The 25,702-nt window shown below is 59.0% G+C and carries 25 protein-coding genes and 1 tRNA gene; 14 read left to right on the top strand and 12 right to left on the bottom strand.

The genetic code is table 11. The annotated features are described in order from the left end of the window. The first annotated feature begins 9 nt into the window (after positions 1-9). From ACR0C5_RS05125 to glmM, 4 genes are all read left to right on the top strand, one after another. Complete coding sequence (locus tag ACR0C5_RS05125) at positions 10-1,380, top strand: multicopper oxidase family protein (protein WP_480875028.1); 1,371 nt, start codon at positions 10-12, stop codon at positions 1,378-1,380. A 101-nt stretch (positions 1,381-1,481) separates the two neighbouring features. After that, on the top strand, positions 1,482-2,402 hold the full coding sequence (locus ACR0C5_RS05120; protein WP_480875025.1) for a dihydroneopterin aldolase: 921 nt from the start codon (positions 1,482-1,484) through the stop codon (positions 2,400-2,402). Next, on the top strand, positions 2,399-3,397 hold the full coding sequence (folP, locus tag ACR0C5_RS05115; protein ID WP_170769410.1) for a dihydropteroate synthase: 999 nt from the start codon (positions 2,399-2,401) through the stop codon (positions 3,395-3,397). Before ACR0C5_RS05120 ends, folP begins: the two co-directional genes overlap by 4 nt. A 35-nt stretch (positions 3,398-3,432) precedes the next feature. Next, positions 3,433-4,776 carry a phosphoglucosamine mutase gene (glmM, locus tag ACR0C5_RS05110; protein WP_480875022.1) on the top strand — a complete coding sequence of 448 codons (1,344 nt, stop codon included), beginning with the start codon at positions 3,433-3,435 and terminating at the stop codon, positions 4,774-4,776. Here glmM and ACR0C5_RS05105 read toward each other — a convergent pair. Further along, the gene (locus ACR0C5_RS05105; protein WP_170788474.1) at positions 4,773-5,675 is read right to left on the bottom strand and encodes a DMT family transporter; all 903 of its coding nucleotides are present in this window, start codon (positions 5,673-5,675) and stop codon (positions 4,773-4,775) included. The genes glmM and ACR0C5_RS05105 overlap by 4 nt on opposite strands. A gap of 66 nt (positions 5,676-5,741) precedes the next feature. Continuing rightward, complete coding sequence (gene ilvC / locus ACR0C5_RS05100) at positions 5,742-6,764, bottom strand: ketol-acid reductoisomerase (RefSeq protein WP_170769413.1); 1,023 nt, start codon at positions 6,762-6,764, stop codon at positions 5,742-5,744. 133 nt (positions 6,765-6,897) lie between these two features. Here ilvC and ACR0C5_RS05095 point away from each other — a divergent pair, with 133 nt between their 5' ends. After that, a complete protein-coding gene (locus ACR0C5_RS05095) occupies positions 6,898-7,353 on the top strand; it encodes an Lrp/AsnC family transcriptional regulator (protein WP_170769414.1) in 456 nt (151 codons plus the stop codon). Continuing rightward, positions 7,350-7,808: an Lrp/AsnC family transcriptional regulator gene (locus ACR0C5_RS05090; RefSeq protein WP_170769415.1), complete on the top strand. Its 459-nt coding sequence runs from the start codon at positions 7,350-7,352 to the stop codon at positions 7,806-7,808. Before ACR0C5_RS05095 ends, ACR0C5_RS05090 begins: the two co-directional genes overlap by 4 nt. Here the strand turns inward: ACR0C5_RS05090 and ACR0C5_RS05085 are convergent, their stop codons facing one another. Then, entirely contained in the window at positions 7,809-8,510 is a 702-nt protein-coding gene (locus ACR0C5_RS05085) for a GntR family transcriptional regulator (protein ID WP_170769416.1), read from the bottom strand. Between the two features lie 205 nt (positions 8,511-8,715). Here ACR0C5_RS05085 and ACR0C5_RS05080 point away from each other — a divergent pair, with 205 nt between their 5' ends. After that, the gene (locus ACR0C5_RS05080) at positions 8,716-9,843 is read left to right on the top strand and encodes an aminotransferase class V-fold PLP-dependent enzyme (RefSeq protein ID WP_170788475.1); all 1,128 of its coding nucleotides are present in this window, start codon (positions 8,716-8,718) and stop codon (positions 9,841-9,843) included. 7 nt (positions 9,844-9,850) lie between these two features. Here ACR0C5_RS05080 and ACR0C5_RS05075 read toward each other — a convergent pair whose 3' ends face one another. The 3 genes from ACR0C5_RS05075 to ACR0C5_RS05065 all read right to left on the bottom strand — a co-directional run bounded on the left by ACR0C5_RS05075 (position 9,851) and on the right by ACR0C5_RS05065 (position 12,101). Beyond that, on the bottom strand, positions 9,851-11,047 hold the full coding sequence (locus tag ACR0C5_RS05075; protein WP_480875016.1) for a UbiH/UbiF family hydroxylase: 1,197 nt from the start codon (positions 11,045-11,047) through the stop codon (positions 9,851-9,853). A 73-nt stretch (positions 11,048-11,120) separates the two neighbouring features. Continuing rightward, the gene (locus tag ACR0C5_RS05070) at positions 11,121-11,369 is read right to left on the bottom strand and encodes a hypothetical protein (protein ID WP_170769419.1); all 249 of its coding nucleotides are present in this window, start codon (positions 11,367-11,369) and stop codon (positions 11,121-11,123) included. A gap of 87 nt (positions 11,370-11,456) precedes the next feature. Next, positions 11,457-12,101, bottom strand: a complete 645-nt coding sequence (locus tag ACR0C5_RS05065) for a pyrimidine 5'-nucleotidase (RefSeq protein WP_170769420.1) — start codon at positions 12,099-12,101, stop codon at positions 11,457-11,459. A gap of 100 nt (positions 12,102-12,201) precedes the next feature. On the opposite strand from ACR0C5_RS05065, the gene ACR0C5_RS05060 reads away from it, so the two are divergent. Further along, positions 12,202-12,849, top strand: a complete 648-nt coding sequence (locus ACR0C5_RS05060; RefSeq protein WP_170769421.1) for a GntR family transcriptional regulator — start codon at positions 12,202-12,204, stop codon at positions 12,847-12,849. Here ACR0C5_RS05060 and ACR0C5_RS05055 read toward each other — a convergent pair whose 3' ends face one another. Both ACR0C5_RS05055 and carA read right to left on the bottom strand, forming a co-directional pair. Continuing rightward, entirely contained in the window at positions 12,850-14,715 is a 1,866-nt protein-coding gene (locus ACR0C5_RS05055; protein ID WP_480875012.1) for a glycosyltransferase, read from the bottom strand. It abuts the gene before it with no gap. A gap of 79 nt (positions 14,716-14,794) precedes the next feature. After that, positions 14,795-15,961, bottom strand: coding sequence for a glutamine-hydrolyzing carbamoyl-phosphate synthase small subunit (gene carA, locus ACR0C5_RS05050; protein WP_480875009.1), 1,167 nt, complete (start codon positions 15,959-15,961; stop codon positions 14,795-14,797). A gap of 184 nt (positions 15,962-16,145) precedes the next feature. Here carA and ACR0C5_RS05045 point away from each other — a divergent pair, with 184 nt between their 5' ends. Continuing rightward, the gene (locus ACR0C5_RS05045) at positions 16,146-16,631 is read left to right on the top strand and encodes a GatB/YqeY domain-containing protein (RefSeq protein ID WP_170784396.1); all 486 of its coding nucleotides are present in this window, start codon (positions 16,146-16,148) and stop codon (positions 16,629-16,631) included. 25 nt (positions 16,632-16,656) lie between these two features. Here ACR0C5_RS05045 and ACR0C5_RS05040 read toward each other — a convergent pair whose 3' ends face one another. Both ACR0C5_RS05040 and ctaD read right to left on the bottom strand, forming a co-directional pair. Beyond that, positions 16,657-17,148 (bottom strand): DUF2244 domain-containing protein, encoded by a 492-nt coding sequence (locus tag ACR0C5_RS05040; RefSeq protein ID WP_170769425.1) that lies wholly within the window; start codon positions 17,146-17,148, stop codon positions 16,657-16,659. Positions 17,149-17,266: 118 nt separating this feature from the next. After that, positions 17,267-18,925 (bottom strand): cytochrome c oxidase subunit I, encoded by a 1,659-nt coding sequence (ctaD, locus tag ACR0C5_RS05035; RefSeq protein WP_480875005.1) that lies wholly within the window; start codon positions 18,923-18,925, stop codon positions 17,267-17,269. 288 nt (positions 18,926-19,213) lie between these two features. Between ctaD and ACR0C5_RS05030 the strand changes: the two genes are divergently transcribed. Further along, the gene (locus tag ACR0C5_RS05030; RefSeq protein ID WP_480549728.1) at positions 19,214-19,633 is read left to right on the top strand and encodes an HIT family protein; all 420 of its coding nucleotides are present in this window, start codon (positions 19,214-19,216) and stop codon (positions 19,631-19,633) included. Between the two features lie 309 nt (positions 19,634-19,942). Here the strand turns inward: ACR0C5_RS05030 and lipB are convergent, their stop codons facing one another. Further along, complete coding sequence (lipB, locus tag ACR0C5_RS05025) at positions 19,943-20,599, bottom strand: lipoyl(octanoyl) transferase LipB (RefSeq protein ID WP_480875001.1); 657 nt, start codon at positions 20,597-20,599, stop codon at positions 19,943-19,945. 38 nt (positions 20,600-20,637) lie between these two features. Next, positions 20,638-21,297, bottom strand: coding sequence for a DsbA family oxidoreductase (locus tag ACR0C5_RS05020; RefSeq protein WP_480874998.1), 660 nt, complete (start codon positions 21,295-21,297; stop codon positions 20,638-20,640). Between the two features lie 141 nt (positions 21,298-21,438). Here ACR0C5_RS05020 and ACR0C5_RS05015 point away from each other — a divergent pair. The 4 genes from ACR0C5_RS05015 to ACR0C5_RS05000 all read left to right on the top strand — a co-directional run bounded on the left by ACR0C5_RS05015 (position 21,439) and on the right by ACR0C5_RS05000 (position 25,621). Continuing rightward, positions 21,439-21,525, top strand: a tRNA-Leu gene (locus ACR0C5_RS05015). 147 nt (positions 21,526-21,672) lie between these two features. Further along, the gene (locus tag ACR0C5_RS05010) at positions 21,673-22,656 is read left to right on the top strand and encodes a glycosyltransferase family 2 protein (protein WP_480874995.1); all 984 of its coding nucleotides are present in this window, start codon (positions 21,673-21,675) and stop codon (positions 22,654-22,656) included. A gap of 5 nt (positions 22,657-22,661) precedes the next feature. Continuing rightward, the gene (locus tag ACR0C5_RS05005; protein ID WP_480874992.1) at positions 22,662-23,603 is read left to right on the top strand and encodes a hypothetical protein; all 942 of its coding nucleotides are present in this window, start codon (positions 22,662-22,664) and stop codon (positions 23,601-23,603) included. Next, a complete protein-coding gene (locus ACR0C5_RS05000) occupies positions 23,600-25,621 on the top strand; it encodes a hypothetical protein (RefSeq protein ID WP_480874991.1) in 2,022 nt (673 codons plus the stop codon). Before ACR0C5_RS05005 ends, ACR0C5_RS05000 begins: the two co-directional genes overlap by 4 nt. The last annotated feature ends 81 nt before the right edge of the window (positions 25,622-25,702 follow it).

Here is a 25,702-nt window from a genome sequence, read left to right as displayed (position 1 = left end):
AGGCTCATAATGCTGTTTAACCGTCGACAATTCCTGGGCGCGTCTGCTGCCCTATCTGCCTTTCCAAAAGTGGGCTTGGCTGCGTTTCCAGAACTAGTGGCGCGCGAAGCGGCGCAACAGATTGCGCCGGTGGAATTCCCGAAAACACCGGTTTGGGGCTTTGGCGGAACCGTACCGGGTACAGAAATCCGCGTACCGCAAGGCGGGCGCGTGCAGCGCAGGGTGTCGAATGCTCTGCCTCAGGCCACGTCAGTGCATTGGCACGGCATTCGAATTGACAATGCGATGGACGGTGTGCCGGGGCTGACGCAGGATGTCATCGAGTCCGGGGGCGCGTTCGACTATGACTTTGCTGTCCCTGATGCCGGAACCTATTGGTATCACTCACACAATCGCACGGTTGAACAGGTGGCCCGTGGCCTTTATGGCCCGCTGATCGTCGAAGAGCCTGACGCGCCAGACGTCGATCGGGATCTGACGTTGATGCTGGATGACTGGCGGCTGGACCCGGAAACCGGGCAGATAACGGATGATTTCGACAATGGACATGACCTCAGCCATGCCGGGCGGCTGGGTAATATCATTACCGTAAATGGTCAGTTGGATCCCTCGTATCAGGTGGGTGCGGCCGAGCGGCTGCGCCTGCGTCTGATCAACGCCTCGAATGCTCGGATATTCGATCTGGGTATAGATGGGCTGACCGGCTGGATCGTGGCGCTGGACGGGATGCCGTTGGTGACCCCGCTGGAGATTACCGACACCTTCCCGCTGGGGCCGGCGCAACGGGCAGACATGATCGTTGACGTGCGCGCCTTGGCCTCAGAAACCGCCAGCCTTGTCAGCTTTGAGCGTGACGGTGGTTTCGGCCTGGTCCGCTTTGACGTGTCGGGTGCGGGCAGAGCGGTGCGATCCGGCATCGCGGCGCTGCCGCCCAATCCTCTGCCGGTGATATCCACGGATAGTGCACCACTGCATCGGATGGAGATGCAGGGCGGCGCGATGCGTTGGCTCAGCTCGGCCAAGCTGGGCGAAACCGAGCTGACGGGGCAGGAACTGGCCCAACTTGGGCGGTTTTGGGCGTTGAACGGATATGCTGAACGCCCCAAGGACCCGTTTCTGGACACCCGACTAGGGGAAACCCACCAGATCGAGTTTGCCAATCAGACGGCGTTTCCCCATGCGATGCACATGCATGGCCATCATTTCCGTATCATCTTGTCGGATGGCAGCCTTGGTCCGTGGCGCGACACCGTCCTGCTGGGGCGGGGGCAAACTCGACAGGTCGCTCTGGTTGCGGATAATCCGGGCAGTTGGCTGTTGCATTGTCACATGTTGGGCCATGCCGCATCGGGGATGATGAGCTGGTTTCGCGTCACCTGACGACGCATTCGACGACTGGAAAGGCGTTTGTTGCGGTGCTATACGCGCCCGCAATGTCTAATTTGGGCAGATCAGTCCCAATGCCCGAGAAGGTCCGTCTTATGAGTTCTGAAATCCGCCTCGCCTTTGCGCACCCTTCGGAACGGTCCGAAGCGATGGCCGCCGGAGAGCCTTTGGATCGAATCTCGCTGAGGGATCACATTGTTGAGGTCGAGATTGGTGCCTTTCAGGCCGAACGTGGGACCACACAGCGCATCTGCTTCAACATTGTGGTCGAGGTGCGGCCTTTGACCGATGCGATTGATGACGATGTTGACCGCATCCTGTCCTATGACCGCGTGACCGAGGCGATTGCCTTTGAACTGGCTGCCGAGCGGTTGAACCTGCTGGAAACATTGGCAGAGCGTGTTGCCGAGCGTATTTTGCTTGAACCGCAGGCTGTAAAAGCTTTTGTTCGAATTGAAAAACTGGATCGCGGGCCTGGCGCACTGGGGGTCGAGATTGTGCGTGGCAAGGATGCTGTGCACCACGACGTGGTCGAGGAAGAACGTCCCCATCCACGTCTTGTCTTCCTGTCGAACGAGGCGATTGCCTCGGGCAATCTAACCGGTTGGATCGACCAGCTTGAGAACCGGCAACGCCCGCTTATCCTGTGCGTTGGAAGTGCAGACTTGGCTGTTCCCCAGACGGGTCATGCGATGACCCAGCGTCGGATCGATCTTTTGGCGATCGAACAAAATGCCTGGGTTCTGGCCGCGCGGGATCACCGCTGCGTTGTTGTCTCGACCCGGACCGAGCTGGATTGGGCGATGAAGAACGGGCAGATTTGCGTTTGGGCCCCGTCCAAGATCGTGCTGGATGCTGTTGATGGTCCCTCGGCCGCGCCGTCGGACGCGGTGGCGCTGGCGGCCTGGTTTGCGGCCACATTTGAAGCCAGCGAGATGATGGTCATTGGAGGCGCACTGCCAAACGACCCTAAAACACCATTGCGCGCTGTCTCTGTGGATCAGGCGCAACTGTGACCACCTACTACAGACCTTTGGTTCAGAGCGGCGCTCGGCGTCCTGAAGGGGCCGTGACGTTGGCCGGGCAGGCGCTTTGGTTTACCCATGTGGAACGCTTGAGCCGGACAGAAAACGCCTCTGTTGTCGCAGTGCAGGACGTGCCTGATGAGATTCTGGCCATCCTTTCGCGTCCCCGCGCGCCCATTGCAGGGCTGGATATGAACTGCCCGCACATCATGGGCATCTTGAATGCAACGCCGGACAGTTTCTCGGACGGTGGGGTGCACAATTCGGTGCAAACTGCCCGGGACGCGGCGGAGCAAATGGTTGGGCAAGATGCGACGATCCTGGATATCGGCGGCGAATCCACCCGACCCGGAGCCGCGTTTGTCCCAGAGGACGAAGAGATCGCCCGGACCAAGCCCCTGATCCAAGCGATCTGCGAGCGGACCAAAGCGCTGATTTCGATCGACACGCGCAAAGCCAGCGTCGCAAAGGCGGCGTGGCAGGCGGGGGCTGGCCTGATCAACGATGTCTCGGGCTTTACTTTCGATCCAGACTTGGCCCCGTTCTGCGCAGAAGTTGGGGCACCGGTCTGTGTCATGCATATGCAGGGCGACCCGACCAACATGCAGGACGATCCCAGATATAATGACGTGCTGCTGGACGTGTATGACTTCTTGAACGATCAGGTGCAGTATCTGGAAGCCCTTGGTCTGAACCGCAACCAGATCATTGTCGATCCGGGTATCGGTTTTGGCAAGTCCGTGGACCACAACGCAACTCTGTTGCGCAATCTCAGCCTGTTTCACGGGTTGGGATGCCCAATCCTGTTGGGTGTGTCGCGCAAGGGGTTCATCGGGCAGATCGGCAAAGAGACGCGCAAGGACGCCCGCGCGCCCGGTTCGATTGCGGTTGGGCTGGCTGGTCTGGCACAAGGGGTGCAGATCCTGCGGGTTCACGACGTGGCCGAGACTGCTCAGGCCTTGCGTCTGTGGGCCGCCGTCCGGTAATCCGGACGCAGGCAAGAAACGACGGAGAGAGATCAATGCGCAAGCTGTTCGGAACTGACGGGGTGCGGGGCACTGCCAATACCCATCCGATCACGGCCGAGATGGCCCTGCGCATGGGAGCGGCCGTGGGCCGGTATTTCCGCCGCGACCAATCCGGCGCGCACCGCGTGGTCATTGGTAAAGATACGCGCCTGTCCGGTTACATGTTGGAAAACGCGCTGACGGCGGGGCTGACCTCGACCGGGATGAACGTGCTGTTGCTGGGGCCGGTGCCCACGCCCGCGGTTGGATTGATGACGCGGTCCATGCGGGCGGATCTGGGCGTGATGATCTCGGCCAGCCATAACCCGGCCGAGGATAACGGCATCAAGTTCTTTGGCCCGGACGGGTTCAAACTGTCGGATCAGGCTGAGATTGAGATCGAGCGTCTGATCGAAGAGGGTGTCAAACCCGCGCAAGCGCAAAATATTGGCCGCGCACGCCGGGTGGACGATGCGCGGTTCCGTTATGGTGAGCGGGTCAAATCCTCGCTGTCGCGCGATCTTCGGCTGGATGGGTTGAATGTGGTGGTTGATTGCGCCAACGGGGCCGCCCACCGCACCGCGCCCGAGGTTCTTTGGGAGTTGGGGGCCGAGGTCATCCCGGTTGGCGTCACGCCAAACGGTAAAAACATCAACTTGAATTGCGGCTCGACCAAACCTCAACTCGCGGCTGAGACGGTTGTGGCCCATGGTGCCGATGTAGGCATCTGTCTGGATGGCGATGCGGACCGGGTCGTTATGGTCGATGAACACGGGCAGGTTGCGGATGGCGACCAGTTGATGGCTCTGCTGGCCGGGAGCTGGGCCGAGGCTGACCGCCTTAAAGGCGGTGCTTTGGTGGCGACAGTTATGTCCAATCTGGGGTTGGAACGGCATTTGAACGCGCTTGGGTTGCGGTTGGAACGGACGGCGGTTGGAGACCGCTATGTCGTCGAACGGATGCGCGAAGGCGGGTTCAATCTGGGCGGCGAACAATCTGGCCATATCGTCATGAGTGACTATGCCACCACTGGTGACGGGTTGATGGCGGGGCTGCATTTTCTGGCCGAGATGGTGCATTCGGGCCGCAAAGCCTCGGAACTTGCGGTGCAATTCGAAACGGTCCCGCAATTACTTAAGAATGTGCGCTACGGCGAAGGGCAAACGCCGCTCGATACTGCGAACGTCAAAGCGGCCATCGCTGATGCCGAGGCGCGTCTGAACGGGCAGGGGCGCTTGCTGATCCGCAAATCGGGGACCGAGCCACTGATCCGCGTCATGGTCGAATGCGAGGACGATGCGCTGCTGACCCAAGTCGTTGATGGCATCGTCGCCGAGGTCGAGGCTGTCGCCGGTTAACGCCCAATCAGCATTCGGCGTAGGCTGAACCATTGGCTGATCGCCAGCCCGGTCAGGATCATGGCCAGCGCGATGAAGAATCTCAGCGGCAACGCCTCAGACAGAATCCATGCGCCAAAGACCATCGACCAGATGGGCACCTGATAGTTAACCAGCGTCAGGAATACCGACCCCGCGCTACGGATAATGGACACGCGCAATAGGGTGGCGAAGGCAGTGGGTAGAAGGCCAAGCGCAATGATTGCCAGACCGGGGCGCGTGCCCTGCCACTGCGGGATGCCCTCGGTCAGCAGCATGACGGGCAGCAACAGAACCGCCCCCACCATCAGCGACAATGCCGCCAACGCGACCGGATCAATCGGTGGGCAACGTCGGGTGAAGATCGATGCGCAGGAATAACAGAGCGCCGCTCCGATACAGGCCAGTTGCGCCAGCGGTTCCGTGCCTTGTCCGATCTGCGTTAGACCTGGGCCGATCAGCACCAATGCCCCGGAAAAACCCAGCGATACGCCCAGAAATCTGCGTAGATTCAACGGCTCGTCCGAGAAGAAATGCGCCAGCGGTAGTACCATTAGTGGAATCGCTGCCATCGACAGCCCCGCAAAGGCCGAAGGCACATATTGCTGCCCCCAGCTCAGCAACAGAAAGGGCAACGCGGTCGATAGCAGGCCGATGATGGCAATGAAGGACCACAGCTTGGCATCGCCCGCAGGCAATTTGCGACCAGTCACAGCCATCATTGCCAACAAAGTGACTGCCCCCAAAGTGGTCCGCGCGGTTGCAACCGTGACGGGGCCGTACCCTTCCAACGCCATAGCCACGACCATGAAGGTGCCGCCCCATATCAGGCCAAGTGCGATGACGCCGCTCCAGTCGCGGGATGTGGGTTGATCGACCATGCGCGGCCTCCGATTGGGACAAAAAAGGCGACCCGAAGGCCGCCCTTTCGCGTGATCCCGTGGGGATCAGTTCTTTTCTTTGTCGACCATTTTACCGGCCGAGATCCAGGGCATCATGGCGCGCAGTTTTGCACCGGTTTCCTCGATCATATGCTCGTCATTGGCGCGGCGCGACGCTTTGATGGTCGGCTGGCCAACGGCGTTCTCCAGCATGAAGTCGCGGACGAACTTGCCCTGCTGAATGTCGCTGAGAACCTCTTTCATACGCGCTTTGGTCTCGTCGTATTTCAGAATACGCGGGCCGGTGACGTACTGGCCGTACTCAGCCGTGTTCGAGATCGAGTAGTCCATGTTCGCGATGCCGCCTTCATAGATCAGGTCCACGATCAGCTTCACTTCGTGCAGACACTCGAAATAGGCCATCTCAGGCGCGTAACCTGCTTCGACCAGAGTTTCAAAGCCGCAGCGGATCAGCTCGACCAGACCACCGCACAGAACGGCCTGCTCACCGAACAGGTCAGTTTCGCATTCTTCGCGGAAGTTGGTCTCGATGATGCCCGAGCGACCGCCGCCGATGGCGGAGCAATAGGACAGACCGATTTCCAGCGCCTTGCCGGTTTCGTCCTTGTCGACGGCCACCAGACAGGGCACGCCACCGCCTTTGACGTATTCGCCGCGCACGGTGTGGCCGGGGCCTTTGGGGGCCATCATAATGACGTCGACGCCTTCTTTCGGCTCAATCAGGCCAAAGTGGACGTTCAGGCCATGGGCGAACGCGATGGCCGCGCCGGGCTTGATGTTGTCATGCACGTATTTCTTGTAGGTTTCGGCCTGCAGTTCATCGGGCATGGTGAACATGATCAGGTCACACCAGGCGGCGGCTTCGGCGATACCCATTACGGTCAGACCTTCGGCTTCGGCTTTCTTGGCCGAGGCCGAGCCTTCGCGCAGCGCCACAACAAGGTTCTTCGCACCCGAGTCGCGCAGGTTCAGCGCGTGGGCGTGACCTTGCGAGCCATAGCCCAGGATCGCCACTTTCTTGTCTTTGATCAGGTTGATGTCGCAATCGCGATCGTAGTAGACGCGCATGTCGCCGGTCCTTTCTGTTTTCGATTGAGGATGGTTCTACTGGCTCACGCCAAGGAAAGCGATGGTGTTTTACTTGAATTATTCCGGAAAGCGTGAGAATTTATTCTCGCTTTAACTACTTGGTGAAAAAATCATGCTAGATGATGTCGATCGCAGATTACTGCGGCATTTTCAGGCCGATCCCAGCCTCTCGACCGCGGAATTGGCGGAACGCGCGCGCATCAGCACAAGCCTGTGCTGGCGCAGGATCGAAAAAATGCAGGAGGCTGGCATTATTGAGGGGCAGGAGGCCGTCATAGACTGGTCGGCTTTAGGCTATGCTGTCGAGGTCTCGTTGCGGGTGACTTTGGACAAGACCCAGCCCCGTGCGTTTGACGAATTCACCGCAGCCGCGCGTAGCGTGGCCGAAGTGATCGAGATTCAGACCTTTTTGGGTCGTGTCGATGTACGCCTGTCCGTGTTGGCGCGGGACATGTCGCACTATCAGCAGCTCTACCGCGATCAGATCCTCACCTTGCCGCATATCGCTGATATCGAAGCGTTGATGCATATCGCGCGGGTCAAAAGCGACGTGGTGCTGCCGGTATGAACGAGTTGGATGAAATCGACCGCAAAATTCTGCGTGCGCTCGTGCGGGACGCATCCCAAAGCGCCGGGGCGCTGGGACGCAAACTGGGCCTGTCCCAACCCGCCACATGGAGGCGCATCCGTCGTCTGGAAGACGCAGGGGTTATCAAAGGCCGGCGCCTGCGCCTGAACGCCGAGGCGCTTGGGTTTGGAGTTACGGTGTTTCTGGGCGTCAAACTGGCCCGCAAGGGTCAGATCAGCCTGGAGGATTTCGAACGTGCCGTCAGCGCCATCCCCGAGGTTCAGACGGTCGAGCATGTTCTGGGACTATATGACTACCGTCTGCGCGTCGTGGCGCGCGATCTGGCCGATTTCGAACGGGTGCTGCGCCGTCGGATCATGACCCTCCCCGGTGCAGGCGATGTCGAGGCCAATGTTTTGCTCAGTGAAGAACGCTTGCCGGGGCCGATCGGCTAGTCAGTATTTGGTTCTGATGCAATAGCCGGGATGGTGCGTCATTCGGGCAAATGTCATGGGTTGACCATCTTTCCATGTCGTCCGCTCAAGCTGAATCATCGAGGTCCCCGCCGTCGTGCCCATGAATTCTGCCAGCCGTCCATCAGCAGAAATCGCGCAGAACGCCACCTCGGCCTCGGTAAAGGGGGCGGCGTTCAGCAGCCATTCATGCGGGCCGTGATCGTTCAGATTGGCGTGCTCGACCTCGGGGACGGCGTCGATATTGATCCAGCGTTCTTCAAGCTGAAAAGGCCGGTTGTCAGCGTAGTGCATACAGATGACGTGCAGAACCTTTACATCAGGCGATACGCTAAGCTGCGATGCCAACCAACCCGGGCTGGGGACCACATTCCGTTCGACAAGAGCGTATCGATAGGTTGAGTTCTGGCTTTCAACCGACTGACGCGCCAGCGAGAACTCCAGCTTAGCATGTTTGCTCGGCTCTTTTTTAACGCGCGTGCCGCTTTTACGTTTGCGTTCGACAAAACCCTGATCTGCCAATTCACGCAGCGCCCGGTTCACCGTCGCCCGCGCGCAATTGAACTCCTCGGCCAATTGCGTTTCCGTTGGTAGCAGCGACCCCTGTGGCCAGATACGGGTTTCGATACGCCGCTTTACTTCGTCACGTACAACCTGAAAACTGATCCGCTTTTGCGCCGTCACGATTAGAAATACCTTTCTGCTTCAAAGTGTGCGTATCTGGTCAGAAACACGTCAGGGTGTAAAGGGCGGCTGACACTGTTTGGCGTCATTTAGTGCCCGATTGAAAGAGAAAAAAGTAATTTTTTTGTTGAAGTTACCATCTTCCGTAGGGTCAATAGCCGGGACTGACCCTCAGGTGGTCGCGTGAAAATCGAAAGGACAAAATATGCCAGCGCTCTTGGATACTGTTGATCCCAATGGGCTTGAGGAGTTTTCGGTGGTGTTCACTGACCGATCTCTGAACCACATGTCCGCACAGTTTCAGCAGGTCATGCGCGACATCTCGGACATGTTGCGCGGTGTTTACAATGCCTATGGCGTGGCGGTCATCCCCGGTGGCGGCACCTATGGCATGGAAGCTGTGGCGCGGCAGTTTGCCCGCAACGCAAACGTGGTGGTCGTGCGCAACGGTTGGTTCTCGTATCGCTGGAGCCAGATCATCGAGACCGGCGGGTTGACGGCCTCGGCCAATGTGCTCAAGGCGCGGCAAACCGGCAATTCCAGCCCGTCTCCTTTCGCGCCGGCACCGATTGACGAGGTCGTGGCGACCATTCGCGATCAGCGCCCAGATGTGGTTTTTGCTCCGCATGTGGAAACGTCGGCCGGGGTTATTCTACCGGACGATTATGTGACCGCCATGGCTGCGGCGGCGCATGAGGTCGGCGCGCTGATGGTGCTGGATTGTATTGCGTCGGGCTGTGCTTGGGTCGACATGAAGGCGACAGGCGTGGACGTCCTGATCTCGGCCCCGCAGAAAGGGTGGAGCGCAACGCCTTGCGCAGGGCTGGTGATGCTATCCGAACGGGCCGAGGCGCGGCTTGAGGAAACCACGTCGGACAGTTTCGCCGTGGATCTGAAAAAGTGGCGGCAGATCATGCAGGCCTATGAGGGCGGTGGTCACGCCTATCACGCGACGATGCCGACGGATTCGCTGAAGGATTTCCGGGACACGATGGCGGAAACCCGAGACTATGGATTTGAAAAACTGCGCGACGCGCAGTGGGCGTTGGGCAATGGCGTCCGCGCGATGCTGAAGGACAAGGGCGTTGTCTCGGTCGCGGCTGATGGGTTCGGCGCGCCGGGCGTTGTTGTCAGCTACACGGGCGACCCCGAAGTGCAGAACGGCAAGAAATTTGCGGCTTTGGGGATGCAGATTGCGGCGGGCGTGCCTCTGCAATGTGATGAGCCCGAGGGGTTCAGTACTTTCCGTTTGGGTCTGTTCGGGTTGGACAAGCTCTATGATGTGGATGGCACAATCGCACGTCTGAAGCGCGTGTTGGATCAGGTGATCTAGGCGCGGGTCAGCGCACGCCCAGCCCCATCTGCATCAGCGTTTTACGTACCGGCGGCAAGGAATAGAGCGCATTCAGCCCCATCGCCCGTGCGTCGCGAAGCGGCCGTGCCTCGATCATCGAGGCGCGGTTCAGCAGGTCGATTCCCTTCACGCGCATCTCGATCTCGGTGTGGCGGGACTTGTGATAGGTGTCCAACATCTGCGCGTCGCCCAGCCCCTCGGGGCGGGCTTGCGCAAGGTCTAGAAGGCTGCGCAGATCGCCCAAGGACATGTTCAGCCCCTGTGCGCCGATGGGCGGAACCACATGGGCGGCCTCGGCCATCAGGGCGATACGCTCGCCTGACAGGCGCTCGGTCGATTGGCTGATGATCGGCCAGATCGTCCGGCGCGAGGCCAGTTCCAGCGGCCCGAACAACCCGCAGGACCGTTCGGTCATCAGCGCCTCGAACGCGTCGGGTTCGGTGTTCAGCAATTCAACTGCACGCGGCCCACGCTCCATCCACACAATCGCCGACGAAGGCTGACCCTGCCAGTCGGGCAGGGGAACCAGTGTGAATGGCCCGCCTGAACGGTGTATTTCGGTCGAGACGTTTTCGTGCGGGATCGGATGCGTGACGGCAAAGGCCAGAGCCTTTTGGCCGTAGCGCGTGGTGTGGATCTGGATGCCCGCCGCCTCGCGCATGGGCGAATTGCGCCCGTCTGCTGCCACGACCAGCTTGCAGCGGATACGGCTGCCGTCGCTCAGGCTCACGCGCGCTTCATTGGTGCGAGTGAACAGGCTGACCGTGCCGGTGCCGGGGCGAAAATCCACGTTGGGCAGTTCGGCCAAACGCGCCACCATCTCGCGCCGCAACAGCCAGTTGGGCAGGTTCCACCCGAAGGGCTGGTCCGAGATATCGGCGGCGTTGAAATCACGCACGACGCGGGGTTCGGGCACATCTCCGCCCGCGTCCACGATGCGCATGATCTGCAGCGGGGCGGCATGGGCATCCAGTCGCGCCCACAGCCCGCATTGATCCAAAAGCCCGTGCGCCGGTTGCAGGAAGGCCGTGGTCCGCATGTCGGACCCGTCCACGTCGCGTTCCGTCACCGGAGGGGTGGGGTCGACGCAGATCACGTCGAACCCGGCTGTTCCGAAAGCCGCCGCAGCGGTCAAACCGGCGATTCCACCGCCTGAAATCAGGATGTCACAGCTATCTGTCATGGGCTTGGCCTCCGTTTGGGCAGAACCTAGTGCGGTTCTGTGCGGGGTGCCAAGTGACATCCTGTCCCGTGCCTTACCCGCGTGAAATCAGGATGAGGATCAGGAACATCACCGGCACCATCATCACGGCGGGAATGTAGAGACCCGGCAGGCCGAACAACAAGATGGAACACCCCCACATGCTGAAGATCGCCAGGGCCGTATAACCCCAATCCTCACCGTCGCTCTGGGCCACGTCCTTGGCCATCCAGCCAAACAGGGGGATTGCAAACAACAGGCGCTGCCAGATGGGCAGGCGCCGAGGGACCTCGATCGCGCTCATGGTTTTCTCCGATTCTATTCGTCGCTGAGGCGCATATAGGGGCGATGCTGCACCCGCGAAATACACAGATGGTCGCAGTGTGACAGCCTATCGCAGGCGGGCCAGAAACGCGGTCAGGTCGTCGGTGTGATGATGGATGTGATCGGCCTCTTGCGGCTCGGGCGCGACGTGGACGGTGCGCATTCCCATCGCATGCGGAGCGGCCAGATTGCGCGGATCATCTTCGAACATGGCGGCTTGTTTGGCGTCGATCCCGTCCTTGGCAAAGATTGCCTCGAACGCAGCTTTCTGGGGCTTTGGTCGATAGCCCGCATGTTCGATCCCATAGATCGCATCAAACAGCCCGCTCAGACCGCGTGCCGCCAGAACCCGCTCGGCATAGGGCGCGCTACCATTGGTATAGACGATACGGCGACCGGGCAGAGAACGGATGTGGTCGGCCAGTTCCGCGTCGGGGTCCATATGGCTCATGTCGACCTGGTGAACCGCGTGCAGATAGGGATCGGGGTCCAGATCATGCTCGGCCATCAGACCGGCCAGCGTGGTGCCGTATTCGCGCCAGTAATGGCCGCGCAGCCGATCCGCCTCGGCCCGGTCGACGCCGATGGCCTGCACCACGTAGTCGGTCATCAGCACCTCGATCTGATCGAACAGGCGCATATGGGGCGGGTAGAGGGTGTTATCCAGATCGAACACCCATTGGGTGACGTGAGAAAAGGCGGGTTTGACCATGGGCTTGGTTTAGGCTGCGCGCCAGCGGTTTTCAATGCCACACTTGATCCGAAGGGGCGGTGACGGATAGACAGGTTCGAACGAGGAGACGAACCACCCCATGCCCCAGTCCAAACAGTCCAACAGGGACGCCTACAGCCTGATACTCGAAGCGATAGACGTGGGTGTGTATAAACCCGGCGACCGTTTGGTCGAAAGCGAGCTGGCAGAGCGTTTCGGCGTATCTCGCACGCCCATCCGCGAGGCGTTGCAACGACTTGAGACGCAATCGCTGCTTGAGCGGGACGGGCGGTCTCTGATTGTGGCCTCGCTGGACCACAACCAGATGGCCGAGCTGTACGTGGTACGGCGCGAGTTGGAGGGGCTGGCAGCCAGTCTGGCGGCAAAACACGCCACCGAGGAAGAGATCAAAGTGCTGCAGGATATGGTCGCCGCTGACGATGCGCTGGTCGATGACCCGACCGCGCTGTCGCGTGCCAATCGACGTTTTCACGAACAGATCCATCTGGCCTCGCACAATCGCTATCTGGTGCAGCAACTGGACCTTGTGCACCGCACCATGGCGCTGATGGCGACCACCTCGCTGGCTGTGCAGGGACGGGGAGAGATCGCTCAGAACGAACACAAGAGCATCGTCGACGCCATCGCTACGCGCGACGAAGAGGCCGCGGCTCGCGCGTTGAAGGAGCATATCTCGGTCGCCTTCATGACACGGCTGAAACAGGATGCTGTTCGGCGCGAATCCTGATCAGGGCGCGGTTTCTTCATGGGCCTGACCATGCTGGGTCTTGTCCCAGAAGAATGGATTGATCACCAGTTCCCACAGCGCCTTATATGCCGCCAGAACGCCCAAAGGGAAATATAGTGGCATGGTCGGGACCCAGGGCATTAGAAACCGCCTCTCACGCGCGGCGACGGCGAGCATTCCGGTAATCAGGTTGATGATCTCGGCTGTGATGAACAGGTAAATCAGACCTATCTGGATGTCGCCGGGCATGACCTGATCCAGCGGGCTGGTCAGGCCAAGGGTTGCGAGCCAGAACAGCCACAAGGCAGGGGCCAGCAAGAACTGCCCGACAGTGCCGAGGAAAAACGCTTGCACGCCCAGAAATCGCAGCGGGCCCAGTTCGGCCAGCAGGCGCAGGGGCGACCGCATGTGCACCAGATATGTGACCATGAACCCCTTGAGCCAGCGTGAGCGTTGCTTCACCCAGGGCCAGGCGCGGAAATTGGCCTCTTCATAGGTGGTGGTATCGACCATCTCGGTCCGGTATCCGGCGCGGCTAAGACGGACACCAAGGTCGGCATCCTCGGTGACGTTGTGGGCGTCCCAGCCGCCCAGTTCCAAAAGCTTATCGCGGCGGAAGAAGAAGGTTGTGCCGCCCAATGGCACTACAAGGCCCATGCGCGCGATGCCTTGAAGGATGACCCGGAACCAACTGTTATATTCGATGGTAAAGCAGCGCGCGCGCCAGTTGGTGCGCGGGTTGTAGTAGTCCAAGACACCTTGCAGACAGACCACATCGTCATCAGCCTGCGCAAACTGGCGCACGACCCGCTCGATCTGGTCGGGCTGTGGCGCGTCCTCGGCGTCCCAGACACCCAGAATGTCGCCCCGGCAGAAGTCCAGCGCATAGTTCATCGCTCGGGGTTTCGTGGTCAGGCCGTTCAGGGCGGGGACCTCGATCGTTCTGATCCAGCTTGGCAGATCGACCCGAGACAGCGTTTCGCGTGTGACGTCGTCAGACTGCTCAAGCACCAGAATGATGTCCAGCAAGGCTTTGGGATAGGTCAGGCGGTGCAGACGGCGGATCAGAGCATCCGCGATTTCGCGTTCCTTGTAGAGGGGCACCATGGTCGACACGCAGGGCAGGCGATCCAGCTTGCCCTTCGGTAAGCGCGGTGGCTGTGGGACGGGCTTGAAATAGGCCAACAACCCGGCCAGCCGAAGGCTTAGAAACAAAACCAGTGACCCGACAGCCGCACCGACAAGGACTGATAGCCCCAGTGTCGGGTAGACCAGAAAGCCAGTCATCAGGGTCAACAGCATCACCATTGGGCCGATGCGGGCCCGCAAGCTCCAGGACCGGCAGCTTTGATCCTCGGACACGCGGGTTTCCGCCTTTTCAGCCAGGTCCTGCGCGTAAATGCGGGCGATTTCCCGGTCAATCGCGCCGGAGGAACACAGCACCGGCACTATGGCGCAATCCTGATCCTGAATCGCATCGCGGATCGCGTCGAAACGGTCAGGGCGTGCGGTGGCAATCAGCAGGATTGGACCACTCTGTTTCCAGGGGATGACATTGTGTTGCAACCAGAATTCGACGGGTTTGATCTGGCAGAGCCCATCCTGCGCCGGTGTCTCGGACAGGTTCGCCACCTGGAATCCGGTTTGATCCGCTAAGGCGCGCAAAACGTCGTCGCGGCTGACCCAGCCCTCGGCCACCAGAATCTCACCCAGCGGTGCCTGTTGTCGCGCTTGAAGGTGCAGTGCTTTTTCTAACTGATCCGGCGTGATCAGGCCCCGGTCGCGCAGACACGTGCCCAGAGGCCGCCTGACCCGCGTCGGAATGGGCGCGGCGCGTGCGAAATGTTGTAAGTTCAGTTCAACCACGAAAAAACCCTGACACGTTTGGCCGGTGTCAGGGTTCATCCATTAAGGTTAACAAGCGGTTAATCTTGATTCGCTTGTGTTATGCCTGTGTTTTTTGCGCGGCCATCGCCTGAGCGAAACGTTCAAACAAGTAGAAACTGTCCTGCGGGCCGGGTGACGCTTCGGGGTGGTATTGCACCGAATAGACAGGCCGGTCGGACATGCGAATACCGCAGTTCGATCCGTCAAACAGCGAGCGGTGGGTTTCGACCACGCCTTCGGGCAAGGACTGCGCATCCACTGCAAACCCGTGGTTCATCGAGGTGATCTCGACCTTGCCGGTCTCCAGATCCTTGACGGGGTGGTTTGCGCCGTGATGGCCGTGGTTCATCTTGACCGTCTGACCGCCCAGGGCCAGCGCCAGCATCTGGTGGCCCAGACAAATGCCAAAAACGGGCAGGTCGGTGGTGTCCAGAACTTCTTTGATCATCGGAACGGCATATTCGCCGGTTGCCGCCGGGTCGCCGGGGCCGTTGGACAGAAACACGCCGTCAGGGTTATGGGCCAGCACTTCGGCAGCTGTTGCAGTGGCAGGGAGGACGGTTACGTCACAGCCCGACGAGGCCAGGCACCGCAGAATGTTGCGCTTTGCGCCGTAGTCGATGGCGACAACCTTATGCACCGGTGCTTCCTGGCGTGTGTACCCGTCCGGCCAGGCCCAACGCATTTCATCCCAGCGATAGCTTTGCGCGCAAGTGACGTCCTTGGCCAGATCCATTCCCTCCAACCCGGCAAAGCCGCGCGCGGCAGCGACCAACGCTTCGATGTCGAAATTCCCTTCGGGGTCATGGGCCAGCGCTACATGGGGTGCGCCTTGTTGGCGGATGGCGCGGGTTAGGCGGCGGGTGTCGACGCCACCGATGGCAATACGGCCACGGCGCGCAAGCCATGTCTTCAGTTCTTCGGCCGAGCGCCAGTTGGAGGGCTCGGTCGGGTCCCACTTGACCACCATGCCCGCCGCGACAGGGTCGGCGGTTTCATCATCTTCGGGGTTTACGCCGACATTGCCAATATGCGGGAAAGTGAAGGTGACGATCTGCCCGGCATAAGAGGGGTCGGTCATGATCTCTTGATAGCCGGTCATGGCGGTGTTGAAACACAGTTCGGCCACGGTCTGGCCGGTGGCGCCAAAGCCAATCCCGTAGAACAGGGTTCCGTCGGCCAATGCCAGACATGCGGTGGGCTTGGACGGGGTGTTCTGGGCCATGGCGCGACTCTCCTGCAAGGTAAACCGGCGCATACCTAAGGGGGTTACGCGTTTGGGTCAAGCCTGTTCAATTTTTGGGCTATTTAAAGAAATCAAATACTTAGCTGTTGTTGACCCCTGTTGTGTCACGCTTTTTGTTTCGATATGGTCGGGGTTCCTTTTTCCATGGGGATGGACAGATCATATGGATATGCGATCACGGGTGAACTCTGCCCTGAAGCAAGCAATGAAAGACAAGGAGGCCGAGCGTCTGTCGACGCTGCGGTTGATCAACGCTGCGATCAAGGATCGCGACATCGCCTCGCGCGCTTCGGACAATGAAGAGGCCAAGGGATGCGGCGATGCCGAGGTGCTTGAAATCCTTGGCAAAATGACCAAGCAGCGCAAGGAAAGCGCCCGCGCCTATGAAGAGGGCGGACGGCTGGACCTGGCCGAGCGTGAACTGCGCGAAGTCGAAGTAATCGAGGAATTCCTACCCAAGCAGTTGGACGAGGACGAGGTTTCGCAAGCGATCCAGACCGCGATTACTGCTACAGGGGCAGGCTCGATCCGCGATATGGGCAAAGTCATGGGCGAGTTGAAGACGCGCTATACCGGTCAGATGGATTTCGGCAAGGTCGGTCCAATGGTCAAGGATCAGCTCTGCGCTGCGGCCAGCGGCGGGTGCTGACCACAATAGCATCCTAACTCCGCATCTACTGCGCGACCGGGTCGCGCAGTTTTTGATTCAGATCGTCGTATAGGGCGATCCGTTCTTCTTCGGTAAGAAACGCGCCAATCTCAACTTCGCGCCCGTCACCGATGAGGGTGACATAGTTGGGTACGGGTCCGCCATGCTTGTGCATTTCGGGGCGGGCCCAATAGCGGTTGCAGCTCCACTCCTGTTTGCCGTGCCTAGGGTTGTGGTGCACCAACCGAGCTTGCAGTTTGGTAAGGGTCAGAACCTCGAAAACGCTGCGGGCGCGGTAGTTGGCCTGTATCGCAAGCCATAGTCCAAGGACCGAGATCAACAGGAACGGTAGCAGCCCCCACAATAAGGGGGACCCGAGCACCGCCATAAGCGGGATCAGGCCAAACAGAAACACCGCCAGCACCACTCGCACAGCCCAGCGGGGCGGCAGCGAGTTATGGGGCCACAATCTCAGTTCCTGTTCCGTGTCCGATCTTTGGGTCCAGCTATAGGGCATAAGGAAATTCTAGCGTTTTTCTGGCCGGTGTCGATTGGATCGAAGGCAAATTTTTGTGCCTAAGAGGCAAAGAAAAACCCCGCCAGTTGGGCGGGGTTTTTTTGTGTTCAGGTCGGGATTAGTGGGCGTGGCCCTTGTCCCAGTCTTCCTGCTTGGGCAGCTGCTCGAACGTGTGCTCGGGCGGCGGCGAGGGCAGGGTCCATTCCAACGTATCCGCGTATTCGTTCCACGGGTTCGGACGGGTCTCTTTCGCGCCGCGCACCAGGGCGTAGATCACGATGCCGAAGAACAACAGGAACGAGGCGAAGGAAACGAAGGCACCGATCGACGACACAAAGTTCCACTGGGCGAATGCCTCGGGGTAGTCGATATAGCGGCGCGGCATGCCCTGACGGCCAAGGAAGTGCTGCGGGAAGAAGGTCAGGTTTGCGCCGATGAAGAACATCCAGAAGTGGATCTTGCCCCAGAATTCGGAATACTGACGGCCCGTCATCTTCGAGAAGTAGAAGTAAACGCCGGCGAAGATCGCAAAGACTGCACCCAAGCTCATCACATAGTGGAAGTGCGCAACCACGTAGTAGGTGTCGTGATAGGCGCGGTCGACGCCAGCCTGCGACAGAACCACACCGGTCACACCACCAACGGTGAACAGGAACAGGAAGCCGAACGCGAAGAGCATCGGAGTTTTGAACTCGATGGAACCGCCCCACATGGTCGCAATCCACGAGAAAACCTTAACGCCGGTTGGAACCGCGATGACCATCGTTGCCAGCATGAAGTAGGCTTGCTGACGCAGCGACATGCCGACGGTGTACATGTGGTGCGCCCACACAACAAAGCCCAGCACACCGATTGCGATGATCGCCCAAACCATCGGCAGGTAGCCGAAGATCGGTTTGCGCGAGAAGGTCGCGATCACATGACTGATGATGCCGAAACCGGGCAGGATTACGATGTACACTTCCGGGTGGCCGAAGAACCACAGGATGTGCTGATACAGGATCGGATCGCCGCCACCGGCCGGGTCAAAGAAGGTGAAGCCGAAGTTGCGGTCCATCAGCAGCATGGTGATCGCGCCTGCCAGAACCGGCAGCGACAGCAGAATCAGCCACGAGGTGACGAAGATCGACCAGCTGAACAACGGCACCTTGAACAGGGTCATGCCCGGGGCACGCATGTTCAGGAAGGTGGTGATCATGTTGATCGCGCCGAGGATCGAGGAGGCGCCCGATACGTGCACGGCAAAGATCGCAAGGTCCATGGACATGCCGCCCTCGGTCGTGGACAGCGGCGGATACAGAACCCAGCCAACACCTGAACCAAGCTGGTCATTGCCACCGGGGCTGAGCAGCGAAGCCACACCCAGCGACGTACCAGCGACGTACAGCCAGAAGGACAGGTTGTTCATCCGCGGGAACGCCATATCAGGCGCGCCGATCTGCAACGGCATGAAATAGTTGCCAAATCCGCCGAACAGGGCCGGGATGACCACGAAGAACATCATCAGAACACCATGATAGGTAATCATAACGTTCCAAAGGTGCCCGTTAGGGGTACACGGGTCGGCCATGAACCCTTCGAGGCACATGTACTGCACACCGGGGTGCATCAGTTCGAGCCGCATGTAGACGGTCATCGCCACCGAGATGAACCCGGCCAGCGCCGAGAAGATCAGGTAGAGAATCCCGATGTCCTTGTGGTTGGTCGACATGAACCAGCGCTGAAAAAAGCTGCGCTCGTCTTCATGATCGTGACCATGAATGGCTGCGTCTGCCATTAGGTGCCTCCTGTTGCAATTCGACCGCGCAGCCGGACCTCTCCGACGCGCGGGATTCCTGCTGGTTTTAGAATGCGAAAGAGGCACCTTCAATGGCCGAGTTTGATCTGGATCAAGAATAATTGTCGCGGGTCCCCGAGGCGCCTGCGATTTTTCGACCATGAACAGCCGCTATTTGGGCATCGGTGGCGAATATTCAAGTGTCGCGCAATCGGGAGCAAATCGCGGCTTGACCCGCGCCGGAGCGCGCCTCAGAACTAAACGCAACCCCGCATTCGGAGACCAGACATGACCGCCTATGACACCGACAACATCTTCGCCAAGATCCTGCGCGGCGAAATCCCCTCGACCCGCGTCTACGAGGACGATGACACTTTGGCGTTCATGGATATCATGCCCCGCTCGGACGGGCATCTTCTGGTGATCCCGAAAACTCCGTGCCGCAACTTGCTGGACGCCACGCCCGAGCAACTGGCCGCGGTGATCGCGACGGTTCAGAAGATGTCGCATGCCGTGATGGCGGCGTTTGATGCAGACGGAGTAACCGTTCAGCAGTTCAACGAGGCCGCTGGCGGACAGGAGGTATTCCATTTGCATTTCCACGTCCTGCCGCGCCATGAAGGCGTTTCGGTGCGGGCACCGGGGACGATGGGTGATTTCGAACTGATCGCCCAACATGCCGAAAAGATCAAAGCGTCTTTGGCCTGATCGGGCCAGAGCGAGAAAAAGAATTGCCGTTCCGATTTGGGGTCGGAACGGCAGACTCGTTACCAAGAACTTGTCCGTATCCGAGGGCGGACCCTCGATGATCGGATGAACACACCACTCACTCTAGAACGGTGAAACCATCTTACCCGGTTGCGGCTGCGGTGTATCGAATTGAGCGGATTTACCGTTAATTTTCCTTAACTGGCCTGGAATTGGCCCTCGAAAAACGCTTTGCCTGGAAACAGAACGGGTTGAGGTGCTTGGATTGTTGAGGCCTGCGGCGAATTCTGTCGATTCGATACTGACGCCTCAAACCCGTTCGGTCGCGAAGATTTCCGTAAAGGTCTTTTGCAGCGCAGTGTCCACATCGGCCATTGTCACAGGCAGGCCAAGATCGACCAGGGATGTCACGCCATGGTCTAAGATACCGCAGGGCACGATGCCTGAAAAATGCTCCAGATCAGGTTCAACATTGATTGAGATACCGTGAAAGCTGACCCACTTGCGCAGGCGTAACCCGATCGCGGCAACCTTGTCTTCGGCTGGATGACCTGTGGCTGTCAGGGGTTTGTCGTCGCGCTGCACCCAGACACCGACGCGCCCGTCGCGGATTTCACCGCGCACGTTGAACTCTGCCAGTGCCGCAATCACCCAGTTTTCCAGCTGCTTGACAAAGCGCCGAACATCCTTGCCGCGCTTGTTCAGATCCAGCATCACATAAGCCACGCGCTGACCGGGGCCGTGATAGGTGTATTCGCCGCCGCGTTTGGTCTGGTGGACAGGAAATCGATCCGGGTCGACCAGATCCTCGATGCGGGCAGAAGTGCCTGCGGTGTAAAGCGGCGGATGCTCCAGCAGCCACACGCATTCCTGGGCCTCGCCCGCAGCAATAGCGGCGACGCGATCTTCCATAAAGACCACGGCGTCTTGATAGTCAGTCAGCCCGTCAGTGATTTTCCATTCCATGGGGCCTCTTACAATGGTGGTTGGCTGGGGAAAAGGGGCTAGGCGGCTTCGGTCAGGCAGCGCTGCAGGACCTGTGCATAGGTTTCGGCCCCTTGTGCGCCGGTCAGCAGGTACTTGCCAGCAAACACCATGGACGGCACGCCCGAGATTCCGCGACTGGTCCAGAACTGCTGCTTCTCACGCACAGGCGCGATGTGATCCCCGGAGGCCAGCGCTGCACGTGCGACTTGAACGTCCAAACCAGCGGCCTCGACCGCGTTCAGCAAAACGTTCACGTCCGAGACATCCTGTTGCTCGGTGAAATAAGCGTGGAACAGGACCATTTTCAGCGGATGCTGGCGCCCCTGCGTTTCAGCCCAATCCAGCAACTGATGCGCGGCGAATGTGTTTACGATTCGGCTGTCATCCTCGAAATTGAACTGAAACCCGAGTTCCGTCCCGATCTGCACCAGACGATCCCGCGATTGCTGGCTTTGCTCGGGGGTTGACCCGTATTTCTCGATGATATGCTCGCGCAGGTTCTGTCCTTCGGGCGGCATGTTGGGGTTCAACTCGAACGGATGCCAGCGCAGGCGGGCCAGAACGTTCTGAGACTGCAGCGCCTGATCCAGTTGTCGAAAGCCCACTATGCACCATGGACACACAACGTCCGACACGATGTCGATCTGGACGACGGGGCGGGTATCGGTTTCGGTCATTTAGGGCTCCTGCATGGGCGATAGGCTGGATTTGACGCTTTAGATATGAAGCCCCGAACGGAATTCAAACCACCCTTGTTTTTGCCTCTTCACATCCCCGCGCGCAGCGTCTATACGCGCCTCTACCAAGTCACTGGCAGTGCGGTCGTGGCGGAATTGGTAGACGCGCAGCGTTGAGGTCGCTGTGGGGTAACACCCGTGGAAGTTCGAGTCTTCTCGACCGCACCAAATCTTCATATTTTTGATACTAGATGCGCACTGAGTGCGTGTCGTTTTGCCTCGTTTGGCTTTGGATTTCCGATACGCGCAATTCACGTCTCGCCCGTCCGGGTTCGGACGTGTATGACGGTGAGTAAGAGCAGTCGGAAGGTGCAAATGTCTCAGACCATTACCGTATTCACAACGATGAAGAACGAAGGCCCCTATATGCTGGAATGGGTCGCGTTCCATAAGTCGTTGGGCGTGGATCACTTTGTGATCTTCACCAATGATTGCGAAGATGGCACCGACGAGATTGCGCAGCGTTTGCAAGCCCTGGGCCTTGCCACCCATGTTAACAACGAAGTGAAAGAAGGCGGCAATCCTCAACACCAGATGCTGCGACGCGCGCGCCGTCAACCCAAGGTGAAAGAGGCCGATTGGCTGATGTGTCTCGATGTGGACGAATTCTGGAACATACGCTGCGGCGACAACAGCTTTCCCTCGTTGATTGCCGAGGTAGAAGATCGGGCAGGGCAGCCGGTGGATGCGATCTCGTTTGCCTGGAAGCTGTTTGGAAGTTCGGGCAATCTCAGCTTTGAAGACAAACCCGTGACCGAGGCGTTTTCGATGGGGGATCAGGAATACCCCTATCACTCGGGCCGGGCTTACGGGTTGAAGACACTGTTCAGGAATAACGGTAAGTTTCGCCGGTTCGGACCGCATCGCCCCAAAGGGTTCGAACCCGACGAGGCCGCCGATATCGCCTGGTCGGATGCCAGTGGTAATCTGTTTCCGGCTGAAAAGGTGGGCTGGCGCGCGTGGCGTCGGTTCGATCATTCATTCGGGCGGCTACACCATTACTCAGTGCGGTCGCTGGAAGGATTCCTGATCAAACGCGACCGGGGTCGGACCAACCATATCCGCATGGATCAGGGTCAGTCCTACTGGCAGGACATGAATGTCAACAAAGAGCAGGACCAATCCATTCTGCCTGCCGCACGGCGGGCCACGCCTCTGCTGGACGAATTGAAAGCAGATACGGAACTTGGTGCGCTTCACGCGACGGCTTGCGACTGGCACCGCGCCAAGATCGCCGAGATCAAGATGCGGCCGGATTGGGTGGAATTCCGGTCTTGGCTGGCTGACAATCTGACGTGACGCCCATGGCAGACGATCTTTCGAAAGAGCAGCTTCAACCTGAACATCCTGATCGCAAGACCGGGTACGAGCGCATCTTGACCGATCCCGCTCCGCCGTGGTTCGTGGAGCTTTACCCCGGCGGTGATGGCACCGGATTTCTGGAAAAACTCGACCGCCACTCGATCCTGTTTCATCGGCGGTCTGCATCGCAGCTGGTTGTTAGCTTTGACAATATTGCCAACGCAAACGACCTGTCCTTTGCGCGCGAACCCTGGGGGTGGAAGTTCTTTCGCGATGAGGGGTGGTCGCATATGGGGGTCTTTGCCCGCACCAAAGCCTGGTATCGCGACCCCGAGATTTTGACTTATTTCGAAGGTAAGGCTGCCGCAGGCTTCTTTAACGGTTTTGACCGGGTCGTGTTTGCCGGGGCCTCGATGGGCGGGTTCGGCGCGCTGACTTTCTCACAGCTTGTTCCGGGCGCGCAAGTGATCGCGTTTAATCCGCAAACCACGCTGGATGAGCGTCTGGTGCCATGGGAAACCCGCTATCGGTTCGGCCGGGTACAGGATTGGGATCTGCCCTTGAGCGATGCGGCGCAGACGGTGGGTGCGGCTGGGCGTGCCTATGTATTTTATGACCCTTTCTTCGATCTGGACCGCAAACAGGTCGAGCGTTTGCAAGGCGACAATGTGTTGTTGCTCAAGACCTGGTTTTCCAACCATTTTGCTGCCCCGATGCTGCGTAAACTGGATATCCTGAAACCGGTCATGCTGGGCGCGATGGACGGCACGTTGGAACCGGAAGGGTTTTACAAGATGATGCGCGCGCGCCGCCGTTTGCCCTTGTATATGCGCGGCATCGAGAGCATGGCAGGCGACCGCCATGACGCATTGGTCCGGCAGGCGCGCCAACGGTTTCGTAGGCTGCGCCGTTCCGCGATGGCCGCCGCAAGCGACGCGTCATGACCGCCGCGCGGGGCGTCTTTATCGGTCAGCGCAAGGATCGCATGGGCGCGCGTTTGCTGATGATGCTGACCTGCATTCGTTTGGCCGAGGATTTTGGCGCCGACTTTAAGGTCAACTGGTTTCCCAAAGGCGCCGACGCCCCCGAGTTGGACACGCCTTCGGAGTTGTTCACCCAAAGCTGGATGGACACGCATTTTCTGGATGCGGACGCGTTCGAGACTTTGACACAGGACGCTTTGCCAGTCTGGTCGTTTCTGGGGGACAAATCCCCTGATCGGTTGCAGGCGCATCTGGCAGCAGGCCGCTCGGTCTTGGTCGAAGAAGGGTTCGAGGTCCTCGCTTTTCCATGGGAGGATATCGAAGCAATTCGCCCTCGGTATCGGGATTTCATCCACCAGATCGGATTTTCCGAGGATATCCGGGCCGTCATGGAGCAGGCTGATGCACGGCTTTCGGGGCAGGGGGTGTCAGCCTATCACATACGCCGTGGCGACATTCTGAATGGCGAGCCGTGGAAGCACACCACATGGCCCGCCAAGATTGAGCCCGAAGAGTTGTACCAGGCGCATCTGGAAAAGACCAAGGGCCAAACGGCAATCATTTTCTCGGACCAACCGGAACTGATCGCCCGGTTCCAGAGCAAGTTCCCGCAGCTTTTACAGATGTCCGATATCGCCGACCTGTCCAGCCTGTCCCGCGCCAAGCGCGATTTCCTAGAGCTTTATGCGATGTCGCGGGCCGATCAGGTGATTGCGCCAGCAGTTTCAGCATTCTCGATGGCAGCATCGCGGATCGCTGGGTCACAAAGCAAAATGTTCCGTGAGGTTCTGTCCGAGAGCGAAATGACTGAGGCTCATGAAAAAGTGGTCGAGCGTCTTCGAAATGGACCAAGCGGATTTATCAACGGCTCGGAAGCGGCGCATATTTATGCCAAGGCCACGTTTCATTTGTATTCATTGCATTCGGCTGACCGTGCGCAGGAAGCGGCAGACATAACCCACGCCTTATTGGACACAGAAGCGGACAATGCGTTCCTGCCCTTGTTGCAGGCCATTAATTTATTCTATCTGCAACAGTGGGACGATGCACTGCGAATGGCGGACCTCGTTCTTGAAAATCCAAACACCTGGCCAGAAGACTACGCAGTGGCAAGAGCTTTGCGCGCAGCGACCTTGGGCGGTCAGAAGAAAAGATGGAACGCTGCCCGAGAATTCTCTCAGGCTTTCTGGGCCAAACCCCTGCGGCCCGACATAACGATTTTTGGCTCACGCCTGTTGTTTCGGGACCAAATGGCGTATCGCGTACTACCCCCTGCGGATTGGGCTATGCAGAGAGCGATCAGGCGGTCCTGGTTCAACTACAATGCGCATATCGCGCAAAGGAAGGTCATTTCGCGCAGGCCCTGCAACTTTGATTTGCTGTTGCTTGATTGGGCTTTTTTGTCCGTGGACGAAAAAGCGCGACGGCTGCCACATGACCGAGACCGTTTGTGGATATTGCAAGATGGTCTGTCGAACATGGCAAATCTGTCCCCTTTGATACAAGTACCTGAAAATAGTCCAAGCCATCTGAGTTTGTCTGGGGTGCTGCAATTGCGGTTGGGCGAACTCAGCTTAACCGCGGCAGTCGATCAAGCTCGAAAGGTGTGTAAAGACTGCCCGGATAATCCTCTGTTTTATAAGAGGTTGTGCGACTTGTACGAAGCTGACGGTGAAGTTTCTCAGGCTAGGTTGACTATGGGGGACGCGATCGCTTGCGACCCTGACAACCCGTTCCTGATCTTCGCTATGGGACAGTTTCTGACACGCAACAACGCAGTGGAACAGGGGCAAAGCCAGATCATTCAAGCGGCGGACCTGGACGACAATACCGCTGCAATCCAAGGAGAAGCAGGACAGATCCTATTGCGGCGCGGAGATCGGCAGCAGGCCCGCAGATACCTGAAACGCGCGCGTGACCTGTGTCCGACCTTCAAAAAATTCTCGAACCAGCTAAAGCGGGCAGGCGGCGATGGGTGAGTTTTCCGCTTGGTGCCCCTGCCAAAAATTCGTAGTTTGTTCGCAAAATCTAAACGATCCCGCGACGAAGCTCCGGGCAAC

This window comes from Ruegeria sp. N8 (genome assembly GCF_056531325.1).
Note: the sequence above shows the minus strand (reverse complement) of the source record. Positions and strands in the feature narration are given on the sequence as shown.